Annotated in this window: 8 protein-coding genes; all 8 read left to right on the forward strand. The window is 33.9% G+C overall.

What is annotated here, in order from left to right; translation table 11 throughout:
* The first annotated feature begins 22 nt into the window (after positions 1–22).
* The 8 genes from ACTJIW_RS17200 to bglX all read left to right on the forward strand — a co-directional run bounded on the left by ACTJIW_RS17200 (position 23) and on the right by bglX (position 13,664).
* Positions 23–1,207 carry an acetate/propionate family kinase gene (locus ACTJIW_RS17200; protein WP_440716048.1) on the forward strand — a complete coding sequence of 395 codons (1,185 nt, stop codon included), beginning with the start codon at positions 23–25 and terminating at the stop codon, positions 1,205–1,207.
* Between the two features lie 23 nt (positions 1,208–1,230).
* Positions 1,231–1,656 carry a DUF3995 domain-containing protein gene (locus tag ACTJIW_RS17205; protein ID WP_440716047.1) on the forward strand — a complete coding sequence of 142 codons (426 nt, stop codon included), beginning with the start codon at positions 1,231–1,233 and terminating at the stop codon, positions 1,654–1,656.
* 68 nt (positions 1,657–1,724) lie between these two features.
* Complete coding sequence (locus tag ACTJIW_RS17210; RefSeq protein WP_440716046.1) at positions 1,725–4,469, forward strand: LuxR C-terminal-related transcriptional regulator; 2,745 nt, start codon at positions 1,725–1,727, stop codon at positions 4,467–4,469.
* 244 nt (positions 4,470–4,713) lie between these two features.
* Positions 4,714–7,716 (forward strand): SusC/RagA family TonB-linked outer membrane protein, encoded by a 3,003-nt coding sequence (locus ACTJIW_RS17215; protein WP_012025506.1) that lies wholly within the window; start codon positions 4,714–4,716, stop codon positions 7,714–7,716.
* 4 nt (positions 7,717–7,720) lie between these two features.
* Positions 7,721–9,184, forward strand: a complete 1,464-nt coding sequence (locus tag ACTJIW_RS17220) for a RagB/SusD family nutrient uptake outer membrane protein (RefSeq protein WP_440716045.1) — start codon at positions 7,721–7,723, stop codon at positions 9,182–9,184.
* A gap of 75 nt (positions 9,185–9,259) precedes the next feature.
* Entirely contained in the window at positions 9,260–10,633 is a 1,374-nt protein-coding gene (locus tag ACTJIW_RS17225; RefSeq protein WP_440716044.1) for a glucoamylase family protein, read from the forward strand.
* Positions 10,634–10,639: 6 nt separating this feature from the next.
* Positions 10,640–11,353 (forward strand): prolyl oligopeptidase family serine peptidase, encoded by a 714-nt coding sequence (locus ACTJIW_RS17230; protein WP_012025503.1) that lies wholly within the window; start codon positions 10,640–10,642, stop codon positions 11,351–11,353.
* A gap of 10 nt (positions 11,354–11,363) precedes the next feature.
* Complete coding sequence (bglX, locus tag ACTJIW_RS17235; RefSeq protein WP_440716043.1) at positions 11,364–13,664, forward strand: beta-glucosidase BglX; 2,301 nt, start codon at positions 11,364–11,366, stop codon at positions 13,662–13,664.
* Positions 13,665–13,677 lie beyond the last annotated feature (13 nt).

Genomic DNA, 13,677 nt, shown 5'->3' on the forward strand with positions numbered 1-13,677 from the left:
CATCTTAGAACCTAAAAAAGAAATGAAAATACTAATTATAAACTCAGGAAGTTCTTCAATTAAATATCAATTAATGGTAATGCCGGCAAATGAAGTAATTTGTTCAGGCATGATTGACAGAATTGGTTTAGAAACATCGAATATTACTTTTAAAACAGCTTCAAATTCATTTGAAGAAATACTGCCGGTTCCAACTCACAAAGTAGGATTGCAAAAAGTAGCCGATATGCTTCTGGATCCAGAAACGGGAGTAATTAAAACAACATCAGAAATTACCGCAGTAGGGCATAGAGTAGTTCACGGAGGAAGTTATTTTTCGAACACAACAGTTATTACCGAAGAAGTAAAAGAAAAAATTAAAGAACTTTCAGAACTGGCTCCTCTTCACAATCCGGCGCATTTAGTTGGAATAAACGTTGCCGAAGAAATTTTTGCTTCTGCAAAACAAGTAGCCGTTTTTGATACCGCTTTTCACCAGACAATTCCGGTTGAAGCTCATAAATATGCTATTCCTAATTTTCTTTTAACAGAACATAAAGTTCGCGTTTACGGCTTTCATGGAACAAGTCATAAATATGTTTCAGAAAAGGCAATTAATTATTTAGAAAAAGGTTCTAAAATCATTACCATTCATTTAGGAAACGGCTGTAGTATGACAGCTGTAAAAGACGGAAAAAGCATCGATACCACTATGGGGTTTTCACCAGCGAATGGTTTAGTTATGGGAACCCGTGCAGGTGATATAGATCAGTCTGTTATATTTTATATGGTAAAAAGCTTAGGTTATACACCAGATGAAGTCAATTCTATTTTATTAAAACAAAGCGGAATGCTTGGTCTTACAGGATATAGCGATCTTCGTGATATTGAATCTAAAGCATCAGAAGGCGATAAAGACTGCCAGCTGGCATTATTAATGAATGCTTACAGAATTAGAAAAACAATTGGTTCTTATGCCGCAGCTTTAAACGGATTAGATGCTATAGTATTTACAGCTGGAATTGGAGAAAATTCTTCGTTTATGCGTAATTTAATCTGCACAGATATGGATTATTTTGGAATTGAAATCGACAAAGAAAAGAATCAAATTCGTTCTAAAGAAATTAGAGAAATTAATACTCCAAATTCTATTGTAAAAATTCTGGTAGTGCCAACTGACGAAGAATTTGAAATTGCAAATCAGGTTTATCAATTATTAGAGAATTAATCTCTTAAAAATAAACTTTAACAATGGCAAAAATCATTGCAGTACTACTATTTTTTGTATTTCTTTTTCTTTCATTAATCCATGTTTATTGGGCTTTTGGAGGAAAATGGGGAACTGAAGGTGTTTATCCAACACCTGATGCACAAACTCCTCCAAAAAATCCAGGAATAGTGTCTACATTGATAGTTGCTGTTGGTTTGTTTGGTTTTGGTATTTTTTATTTAATAAAAGTCAGAATCGTTTCTGCAGTATTGCCGCTTTGGCTGGAAAAATATGGTCTTTGGATTTTAATGGCAATATTCACTGTAAGAGCAATCGGAGATTTCAAATATCTTGGGTTTTTCAAAAAAATAAAAAATACCAAATTCGGACAGAATGATACACATTATTTTGCTCCTTTATGCCTCATAATCGGTATTCTAACTTTGCTGATTGCTGTTACGGGCTAAATCTCATCTTGTTTTTAAAGCTGAAAATTAAATATTTGTGATTATCTTTGGATTTAAATCCGAATATCTTGAAATCGATACTTTTAAAATCAGTTTTCTTCTTTTTCATTGGTTTTCAAATCCAAGCACAAGAATTACTTCCTTTCGTAGAAAATTACAATAAATCAGATTATCAGGGCGACAATCAAATATGGAATGTTGCTCAGGGTAAAGATAAAGCGATGTATTTTGCCAATAATCACTATCTGCTTAGATATGATGGTGTTGTTTGGGAGAAATACTCACTTCCTAATAAAACCATTATTCGTTCGATATTAATTGAAGGTGATCGAATTTACTCCGGTTCTTATAAAGAATTTGGATATTGGTACCGCGAAAACGGAAAAATGCATTATGTTTCAATTACAAAAAACCTGCGCTTGTTTGATGAAAAAGATAATGAAGAAATCTGGAAAATTTTTAGATTCAATGGTTCACTCTATTTTCAGTCTTTTAACGATGTTTTTATTTATAATGGAAAACACATCAAAAAAATCAAGTTTCCATTCTTAATTTCCTATTGTTTTGTAGTAGACAATAATGTTTACGTGGCTTCTGTAGACAAAGGCCTCTTTAAAATGGATGGGTCAAAGATTTCAAATCCAAAAGGATGGGATATTTTAAAAAACACAGTTGTTCACGCAATCGAGAAATACAAAAACCAGACTTATATTTTTACGCAGAAGAAGGGAATCTATTTAGTCGAAAAAAATGGTTTAAAACCGTGGGATAATCCATTAAACGAAACTTTTAAGTCAAATGGAATTAATGTAGCGAAATTTATTAAAAACAATAAACTTGTCGTAGGTACAGGAAATAAAGGTGTCTTTATTTACGATTTCAATACAAATACGTTTAAAAATATCGACCGAAATAATGTTTTGATGAACAATTCTGTTCTAAGCATTGGTTTCGACAAAGAAGAAGATTTATGGCTGGGACTTGATAACGGAATTGCTCATGTCGAAATTAATTCGCCTATTTCCTTTTTTTATGACAATTCTGGTATTTTAGGATCTGTATATTCTGTAGCAACTATAGATAAAGGATACTTAATTGCTTCTAATCACGGAATTTTTGAATTCGATTCAGGAAATTTTAAAATGATGCCCGGTACACAAGGGCAAGGCTGGAATATTACTAAAATAGGAGAGAAATATATCATTGGTCATAATGACGGAACTTTTTGCTACGAAAAAGGAGCGCTCACTAAAATAAACAACATTAGCGGCGGTTGGAATTTATCTAAAAGCATGATAAATGAAACTTATTTTCAATCGACTTACAGCGGTGTTCTAGTATATAATGATGTTTCAAAACTTACACAGAGCATAAAAATTAATGATCTTTCAAAACCCATAAAATATGTTGCCCAAAATAAAAAAAATGAAATCTGGGCAGCCGATAATTACCGAGGTTTATACAGAGTTCTTTTTGATGATAATTTTAAAACCCAAAAAGTTGAGAATATCACACAGCAGAGTAAAATCGCAAATGATTTTGGTGTCAAAATTTTCGAATTTAGAAATGAAATACTTTTTCTAATTAATAATGTTTGGTACACGTTTAATTCTATTTCTAATAAATTAGAAGAAAATGAGTTATTCAATACCAATTTTAAAAACATTACTGATGTTGTAGCAATAGATAAAGATCATTTCATAGTGCTTCAGGAAGGTATTTTGTATCATATTTATTCTCATGACAACAAGTTTGTCTGGAATATGATTCAGGAGAAATATTATAAAGGAAAACTGATTAATGAAAATCTGAGAATTTTTAGAAGCCACAATCATTATTTAATGAATCTTGATGATGGTTTTATTTCACTTCAGCTGGGGTATGAAAATAAACAAAACAAAGGAGTAAAAGTTGAAGCTTATAATGAAAAAGAATTATTGCCAAATGAAGGTAAGATAAAACACAACACAGAACTTCGTGTAAATGTAATCTCCGGAATTTATGGTGCCAGTAAACCCAATTTGTTTTATCAGATTAATAAAGGAAAAAATTATATTCCGATTTCAAATGGTGCAATTGTCTTAAACAACTTAAGCAGCGGATCGCATTCTATTGTGATTTTTAAAAATGACGGGGCCAATTATGATAAAGTTTCCAGTTTTGATTTTAAAGTTGCGCAGCCTTGGTATTTTTCTTTTTGGATGATTTTCCTTTATCTGTTAGTAATAGGGGCAGTGTTATTTTTCTATTACAAATGGAATAAACTTCGTTATACCCAAAAATTAAAATTACAAGCCGAAGAATTAAAGCATCAGCGTGAAATTCTTGAAATGGAGCTGAAAAAAGAAAATGAATTAAATATTCAGGAATATGAAAAACACATTCTTGAACTTGAATTGCAAAGTAAATCTTCTGAAGTTGCAGGAAAATCTTTGTCTATTGCCAAACAAAGTGAAATGATCGAGAATATTCAAAATATTCTGGATTCTGAAAAAGATTTCAATAAACTTAAAAGTGAAATCAAAAAAGCAATTAAGATAAATGAAGTAAATAAACACGAATGGGAAATATTTGAAACCAACTTAAATCAAATTCATAACGAGTTTATTATAAATTTATCTAAAAAGTATCCTCAATTAACTCCAAAGGATATTAAACTGTGTGTTTATTTAAAAATGAATCTTTCTTCAAAAGAAATTGCACCTATGATGAACATCTCATTTAGAGGTGTAGAACTGCATAGATACCGCCTTAGAAAGAAGCTAAACCTGACTCAGGATGAAAACCTGTCAAAATTTTTATTAACTCTGTAAGATTTGGTTTTATTTTTTAAAGATTTTATATTTTTAATCATCAATTTTTACATAATTCTAATACATCATTACTACATCATAACGTTATGTTAATGAATTTTCTTTAACATTTATTGTGTTGATAATCATTGTAATAGCTTTGTTTTTTAACACAATGATGTAGCTGTGTAGTAGTGGTATTTGATGTACTACAACGTTGTAATTGCTTAATTTGGCTCTACTAACTTAAACGATTACAAACTGTATGAAAAATTTTATTTTTAGCTTATTTGTGCTCTTAATGCTTCCAGCATATATGTCTGGGCAGGCACAAGCGATTAAAGGAAAAGTAGTTGACAGCAGCGGAATGGGGATTCCGGGAGCAATCATTGCTTCATCTGACGCTAGAGCAACTGCTGATGCAGATTTCGACGGAAACTTTACAATTAATGCAAAACCAGGAGACATTTTAAAAATCTCTATGTTAGGCTTTGATTCAGTTTCTGTACCGGCAACTGCCGCACCAATGACAATTACTTTAAAAGAAGCAGGTGATACTGCCTTAAAAGAAGTTGTAGTAATTGGATACGGTACAAGAAAAAAGATTGACAATACTTCTGCTGTAAGTTCTCTAAAATCAGAGGAAATTACAAAAATGAAGGTGTCAAATGCAACTCAGGCTATTCAGGGGAAAGCAGCCGGGGTTCAAGTAACTTCTTCTAATACGCCTGGAGGAACACCTTCAGTAATTATCAGGGGGGTTGGTACAGCTTTAGGAGGAAGAAACCCTTTATATGTTGTGGATGGAATGCCAACTGACAACATCAATAACATTAACACAAATGATATTACTTCTTATGAAGTTCTAAAAGATGCCTCTGCACTTGCTATTTATGGTACTAGAGGTGCGAATGGTGTGATCATGATTACTACAAAAGCTGGTAAAGGTAAAATGACTATTGATTTTGATAGTTATAGTGGTTTTAAATCTGCTTTGAAAAAGGTGAAAATGGCTAATAGTGAGGAGTTTGCTCGTTATAGTAATGCCGCTTTTAACGATCCGGCTAAATTTTCTTTGAATCAGCCAATTAATACAAATTGGTATGATGAAATTACGCGCACAGGAACTTATTCAGAAAACAATCTCGCATTGTCTGGTTCATCAGAAAGTATTAAATACTTTTTAAGTGCAGGAAACTACCAAGAAAAAGGAATTTTGAATGGAACAGATTATTCTCGTACAACTATTAGAAGTAACAACGAGTATAAAATTTCTGAAAGACTTAAATTAAGCCAGAATTTTAGTGTGAGCTCAATAAAAAACACACCAAAACCATTATCTGCATTTACAACAGCTTACAGACAATCGCCAATCGTACCAGTGCGTTATGCTGATGGTAAATATGGTGTTCCTTTTGTAAATAATGGAGTTGCTGCAGAAACAGGTTCTCAATTTAATTCAGTTGGAAATCCAGTAAGTGCTATCGATTATAATAATGAAAAACAGCAAACTGTTATTTTACAAGGAGGTTTAAAATTAGATTTTGATATTACAAAATCATTAAAATTCACTTCCCAATTTAACGGAGAGTTTTATACTTATAAGCAATATAACTATGTTGACAATCTAGCTATTTGGTTAGCTGCAGACCCAAACAGAGTTGTAGATGCATACGATCCAAAAAGTAATATCAATACCTTAACAAGAAATAGAGATCAATATTTCAACTGGAACTTATCTAACTATTTTACTTATAATAAAGTGTTTGCTGAAATTCACGATGTTGAGGTGACTGCGGGTATTGAGGCAAACGTTATTGGTACAAGAGAAAAACTTGGTATTACTAGAAAAAATGTCGAAGCTAATTCTAATTACTGGGCATTAGACGGCGTTCCTTATGCTGCAAATGTTGTTGGTTATACAGATGTAGCATTAAATCAGCAAAAATTATCATCATATTTTGCACGTTTCCAATACAAATTAATGGACAGATATTTGTTTACAGGAACAGTAAGACGCGACGGATCTTCACAGTTTTCTGAAGGTAACCGTTGGGGAACTTTCCCATCATTTGGTGCTGGATGGATTGTAACGAAAGAAAATTTCTTAAGCAATGTAAAAGGTCTTGATTTATTAAAGATTAGAGGTTCTTGGGGTAGATTAGGAAATCAGAAAGTGCCTTTGAACAATCAGACTTTTACTTCAGGGTTAAATTATGGACCAGATTCAGGTTCAGGAATTACTGTTGACTCAGCTGTAGATCCAAACTTATCATGGGAAATTGTTGAAGAACTTTCAGCAGGTTTTGACATTGAAATGTTTAATAATAGATTAAAAGGATCTTTTGATGTTTATGATAAAAACACAACAAATGCCATTTTATATGTTTTACCATATTCAACTTCAGGACTTACTCAAAGAACTGCTACTCACGTAGGAGAGGTTTCAAACAAAGGTTATGAAATTGCTCTTCGTTGGGATGATAAAATCAATGATAATTTAAGTTACTGGGTTGGAGGTAATTTCTCTCACAACAAAAATAAATTAGCTAGTTTGAACAATCCTTCAATTGCTCCAATTGTAGCAGGAAATTTAGGGAACGGTCAGAATACTAAAATACTTGATATTACATCTGTTGGACAGCCAATAGGAAGTTTTTACATGTACGAATATGCAGGAATAGATCCAACAAATGGACAAATGTTATACTACAATGCAAGTGGTAATAAAGTTGCTCAAGGCGCTTTAAATGAAGTTAATGATAAAAAATATGTTGGTTCAGTTTTACCTACAGCAAACTACGGTGTAACATTAGGTTTAACATATAAAGCTATTGATTTTTCTGTTGACGGATATGGTACAGGAGGAGCAAAAGTCTACAATGGTAAAAAAGCACAGCGTTTTTCTGGAGAAAATGTAGAGGCTTCTTTAACTCGTGATTTCTGGACTCCAACAAACACAACGGCTTCAAATCCGGCTCCATTTAACCAAGTTCCTGTTGCTTCAACTTATTACTTAGAATCAGCTGACTTTTTTAGAATTAATAACATTACAGTTGGATACAAACTTCCTTTAAATGAAAATGGATTTATCAACTACTGTAGAATTTATGTAAATGCTGTAAATCCATTTATTACTCAAAAATTCTCAGGGTTTTCACCGGAAGCATTGGGAGACGGAGAATTAGTTACAGGTACTCAGGGAGTTGAGTTAGATGCTTACCCATCATTGAGATCATTTGTTATTGGAGCTAATTTAAAATTTTAATATTATGAAAAGAATATATATATCATTGTTTATACTTGCTGGACTCTTTTCAGGATGTTCAGATGATTTTTTAGATGTTGATCAGACGGATAAAATTCCTGTTGATGTAGAATATCTAAATACTGATAGTAAAGCTGCAGAATTGGTTACCTCTATTTACAACCAGTTTTTATCTTGGGACATGTCATCTTTTGGATGGAATGGGGTAACAAGTATTATTTCTGATGATGCAGATAAAGGTTCTGACCCAGGGGATACTGGTGCAGATAAGGATGTATTGGATGCATTAACTTACAATGCTTCAACTCCATCATTTGAAAGTGTTTGGAAAGCAAATTATGCCGGAATCAATAGATGTAATCAGGCATTAACGTATCTGCCGCAATTAGACAAAGTAACTCCTGCATTGAGAAATAGATTAATTGGCGAAGCAAAATTCATGAGAGCTTTCATGTACTTTACTTTAGTAAAAGGGTATGGTGCAGTCCCAATTGTTGACCGTTTAGCTAATATACCGTTAACACCAGAAGATAAAGAAATGCAGTTAACTCGTAGACCTGTCTCTGATGTTTATACTTTTATTGAAAAAGATTTAGCAGAAGCTGCTGAGGCGTTACCAGAAAAAAGCACTTATTCAGGAAATGACAAACAAAGAGTTTCAAAAGGTTCGGCTTATGCATTATTAGCAAAAGTAAATTTATACTTGAAAAACTGGCAGGCTGTAATTGATAATTGTGATAAAGTAACAGGCTATTCATTAGTTGCGGATTATTCTTCACAATTTAAATTAGAAGGTGAATTTGGTTCAGAATCAATTTTTGAAATCAACGGTGTTGGTTCACCAACTTCTGATCAAAAATTAGGAATTGGTAACTATACTGTATCTCAGGCACCAAGAGGTGCTGGAGGATGGGGCTGGGGTTTCAACACACCAACTCAAGGCCTTGCTAATGCTTACGAGCCAGGTGATGTTAGAAAAAATGCTACAATTATCTTTAGAGGTTCAGTTTTATATGATGGAAGAGTTGTGGCTTCAACAGTAACAAATCCGATGTACAACTACAAAGCATACTCATCAGATTTTTACAATCTTGAATTTACAGATACAAACCTAAGATATTTAAGATATGCTGAAGTTTTATTAATGAAAGCAGAAGCTCTTAATGAATTGGGGCAGACAAGTGCAGCAGTTCCGTTCTTAAACCAAGTAAGACACAGAGCTAATTTAGGTGATACCCCTGCAGTTTCGCAAGCAGATGTGAGAACCGCAATCTGGAAAGAAAGAAGGGTAGAACTTGCTTTTGAACATGACAGATGGTTTGATCTTGTTAGAACGGGTCAGGCGCAGGCAGCTATGGCGGCAGATGGAAAAACATTTGTGGTTGGAAAACATGAATTATGGCCTATACCAACATTTTTCATTAGAGAATCAGTGGGATATTCAACTCAAAACCCAGGCGGTTATTAATCAAAATCTTAAATCACTTTCTCCAGAATCATTCTGGAGGAAGTGATTATTTATTACAATCTCAAAATCTTTATAATGATTAGAATTTCAGTTTTATTTTTAGCTTTTGCTTTTTTTAGTTGTGGATCGAATGATAAGTCGAAAGAAAATGCACAGGAAAATACCTCTGGCGTTACAGCATTAACAGACGAACAGCTTTTAGACGCTGTTCAAAAACAAACTTTTAAATACTTCTGGGATTATGCAGAACCAAATTCTGGATTAGCCCGAGAACGTTATCATCCAGACGGAAATTATCCTGAAAATGATTCAAATATAGTTACAACAGGAGGTTCAGGGTTTGGATTAATGGCTCTTGTATCAGGAATGTCTCAAGGATATATTACTAAAGAGCAAGGTGTAGAACGTCTTAATAAAATTGCAGATTTTTTAGGCAAAGCAGATCGTTTTCACGGAGCATGGTCACATTGGATTGACGGAAATACAGGAAAAGTAAAACCTTTTGGAACCAAGGATAATGGCGGCGATTTAGTCGAAACTTCATTTTTGGTTGCAGGGATGATTACAGTTCGTGAATATCTTAAAGATGGTTCTGAAAAAGAAAAAGCTGTAGCACAAAAATTTGATGCACTTTGGAAAGGTGTTGACTGGCAATGGTATACAAACAACAAAAATGTGTTGTACTGGCACTGGTCACCAAACTACGCATGGCAGATGAATTTTCCTCTTCAAGGATATAACGAATGTCTGATCACTTACGTAATGGCAGCATCTTCACCAACTCATACAATCGATGCAAAGGCATATCATGAAGGATGGGCGAGAAGCGGAGGCATAGTTTCTTCAAAAACAAAATACAATATTCCGCTTATTTTAAAGCACAATGGAGCAGAAGAATTTGGAGGTCCGTTATTTTGGGCACATTATTCTTATGTAGGTTTAGATCCAAATCAGTTAACAGATAAATATGCAAACTACTGGGATTTAAATGTAAATCAGACTAAAATCAATTACGAGTATTGTGTTCAAAATCCAAATAAAAATGCAGGTTATGGACCAGATTATTGGGGTTTAACAGCATCATATTCAAGAAACCCTGATGGTTCTATTGGATATAATGCACACATGCCAAGCAACGATCAAGGTGTGATTTCTCCAACAGCAGCAATCAGTTCAATAGTGTACACACCAAAAGAATCGATGGCTTTAATCAGAAACTTATATGATAATCATAAAGACGAAACATGGGGAGATGCAGGTTTTTATGATGCACTTAGTTTAGGAAACAAATGGGCAGCAAAACGTTATCTGGCAATTGATCAAGGTCCAGAAGTAGTGATGATCGAAAATTACAGAACAGGTTTATTATGGAAACTATTCATGAATGCACCTGAAGTAAAACAAGGATTAACAAAACTTGGATTCAAATCTGGTAAATACGGAATTTAAGCTTCTATGAAAAATACATTAGCATTTTTATTTCTGTTACTTTCTATCGTTGTTTTTGGACAGACCGAAACAACAGGGAAAATCAATACAGTTATAATGTCTAAATATGAGCTTGGTTATGTCTTGCATAAACCGGCAAATACAAAAGAGAAAAAGCCTCTAATAGTTTTTATTTCTGGAGATGGAGAAAAAGGAACAGACCTTGAAAAAGTAAAAGTTCATGGTCCGTTAAAATATTTAAAAACGCATCAATTAGACGCCTATGTTCTGGCTCCGCAATGTAAGGAAGATGAGAACTGGGATATAGAATCGATTTATCAGCTGATTTTAAAAATTCAGAAAGAAAATAAAATCGATTCAGACAGAATATATGTTACTGGTTTGAGCTCAGGAGGCTGGGCTTCTTGGAATTTGGCTTTTGCACATCCGGATCTATTTGCAGCAAACGTACCTGTCGCTGGCTTTGTAGATTTAATTCAGTTAGAACACGCTTGTGAAATAGCCAATATTCCTACCAGAATTTTCCACGGATTATTAGATGATGTGGTAAACGTGAATTATGCAATCACGATTTACAAAGAATTAAAAAAGTGTAATGCAAAAGATGTAAAGCTTACCATTTTTGATGATGCAAATCATGACAGCTGGACAAAAGTGTATGATAATCAGGAAATCTACGATTGGATGTTCCAGCAGAAAAAAACAAATACAAACAAATAAATAAAATAGAATGAAAAACAAATTAGTCTTACTTTTTTTAGGATGCGCTGTTTTGGGTTACGCTCAAAAAAAGCCGGCTAAAAATACAGTGAAAATTAAACCAAAGTCTGAATTTGTGGCGGAGTTAATGTCAAAAATGACTTTAGACGAGAAATTGGGTCAGTTAAACCTGCCAACATCTGGTGATATTACCACAGGGCAGGCAAACAGCTCAAATGTGGCAAAAAACATTGCTGAAGGAAAAGTGGGTGGTTTGTTTAACATTAAATCAGTTCAAAAAATTAAAGAAGTACAGAAAATTGCGGTTGAAAAAAGCCGTTTAAAAATTCCGCTGCTTTTTGGTATGGACGTAATTCACGGTTACGAAACAACATTCCCAATTCCGTTAGGATTATCTTGTACCTGGGATATGGGCTTAATTGAAAGAAGTGCTCAGATTGCTGCAAAAGAAGCAAGTGCAGACGGTATCAACTGGACATTTTCTCCAATGGTTGATATTTCTCGTGATCCAAGATGGGGAAGAGTTTCTGAAGGTTCAGGAGAAGATCCATACTTAGGAAGCCAGATTGCAAAAGCAATGGTAAACGGATATCAGCAGCATGATCTTTCAAAAAACAATTCAATTTTAGCTTGTGTTAAGCACTTTGCATTATATGGAGCTCCAGAAGGCGGACGTGATTACAACACGGTTGATATGAGCCACATCAGAATGTTTAATGACTATTTCCCTCCTTACAAAGCGGCAGTTGATGCTGGTGTAGGTTCGGTTATGGCTTCTTTCAACGAAGTTGACGGAATTCCAGCAACTGGAAACAAATGGTTAATGACAGATGTTTTAAGAAAACAATGGGGGTTCAAAGGATTTGTAGTAACTGATTTTACAGGAATTCCTGAAATGATCGAACACGGAATGGGGAATCTTCAAGATGTTTCTGCTTTAGCATTAAATGCTGGGGTTGAAATGGATATGGTTGGAGAAGGTTTCTTAGGAACTTTGAAAAAATCTTTAGACGAAGGAAGAGTAAAAATCGAAACAATCGATAATGCTGTAAAACTTATTTTAGAAGCAAAATACGATTTAGGATTATTCCAGGACCCATACAAATATTGTGATGAGAAAAGAGCAAAAACTGAAATCTTCACAACTGACAGCAGAAAAGAAGCACGTGAAATTGCAGCACAATCTTTAGTGTTATTAAAAAACCAAAACCAGCTTTTACCACTTAAAAAATCTGGAACAATTGGTTTAATCGGACCATTGGCAGATGCAAAAGAAAACATGCCAGGAACCTGGAGTGTGGCTACAAAAATGGAAAATGCCGTTTCGTTATTGAGAGGTATTCAAGAATTTGCCGGAGCTGGAACTAAAGTTTTATATGCAAAAGGAAGCAATTTAGATTACGATGAAACTTTTGAAACCAATGCGACAATGTTTGGTAAAACATTACACCGTGATGCTCGTTCAAAAGAAGAATTATTAGCAGAAGCTTTAAAAGTTGCAGCACAGTCAGATGTGATTGTGGCAGCTTTAGGAGAATCTGCAGAAATGAGCGGAGAATCTAGCAGCCGTACAAACTTAGAAATTCCACAAGCGCAAAAAGATTTATTAAACGCTTTATTAAAAACAGGAAAACCAGTTGTTTTAGTTTTATTTGACGGACGTCCGTTAGTAATTACAGACGAAGAAAAAACAGTGCCGGCAATTTTAAATGCTTGGTTCGCAGGTACAGAAGCTGGTTATGCTATTGCTGATGTATTATTTGGAGATGTAAATCCTTCAGGAAAATTGACTTCAACTTTCCCAAGAAGTGTTGGGCAGCTGCCAATTTACTACGCGCACAAAAATACAGGAAGACCACTTTCTAATACAGAAGGTAAATTCGAAAAATTCAGATCAAATTATATTGACGAAAGAAACGAGCCTTTATTCCCATTCGGATTTGGTTTAAGCTATACGACTTTTGATTATTCAAACCTGAAAATTTCTTCTGATAAAATGAATCCATCTGGAAAATTGAAAGTAACAGTTGATGTAACTAATACAGGAAATTTTGACGGAAAAGAAACAGTTCAATTATATATTAGAGATTTAGTTGGTTCAGTAACAAGACCAGTTAGAGAATTAAAAGGTTTCCAAAAAATAGCACTTAAAAAAGGTGAAAAACAAACCGTAAGTTTTGATATTACGGTTGAAGATTTAAAATTTTATAACTCTGATTTGCAATTTGCAGCAGAGCCTGGACAGTTTGATATTTTCGTTGGAGGAAATTCAAATGCCGATAAGAAAGTTAGTTTTGAGTTAACTAAATAGTTGGTTTATTGAT

It is taken from the genome of Flavobacterium sp. 22659 (assembly GCF_052044235.1).
Classification (GTDB): domain Bacteria; phylum Bacteroidota; class Bacteroidia; order Flavobacteriales; family Flavobacteriaceae; genus Flavobacterium; species Flavobacterium johnsoniae.

What these genes read in the sequence shown, in the direction of transcription:
- ACTJIW_RS17200 (WP_440716048.1), top strand. Translation starts at nt 23, where the DNA reads ATGAAAATACTAATTATAAACTCAGGAAGTTCTTCAATTAAATATCAA.
- ACTJIW_RS17205 (WP_440716047.1), top strand. Translation starts at nt 1,231, where the DNA reads ATGGCAAAAATCATTGCAGTACTACTATTTTTTGTATTTCTTTTTCTT.
- ACTJIW_RS17215 (WP_012025506.1), top strand. Translation starts at nt 4,714, where the DNA reads ATGAAAAATTTTATTTTTAGCTTATTTGTGCTCTTAATGCTTCCAGCA.
- ACTJIW_RS17220 (WP_440716045.1), top strand. Translation starts at nt 7,721, where the DNA reads ATGAAAAGAATATATATATCATTGTTTATACTTGCTGGACTCTTTTCA.
- ACTJIW_RS17225 (WP_440716044.1), top strand. Translation starts at nt 9,260, where the DNA reads ATGATTAGAATTTCAGTTTTATTTTTAGCTTTTGCTTTTTTTAGTTGT.
- ACTJIW_RS17230 (WP_012025503.1), top strand. Translation starts at nt 10,640, where the DNA reads ATGAAAAATACATTAGCATTTTTATTTCTGTTACTTTCTATCGTTGTT.
- bglX (WP_440716043.1), top strand. Translation starts at nt 11,364, where the DNA reads ATGAAAAACAAATTAGTCTTACTTTTTTTAGGATGCGCTGTTTTGGGT.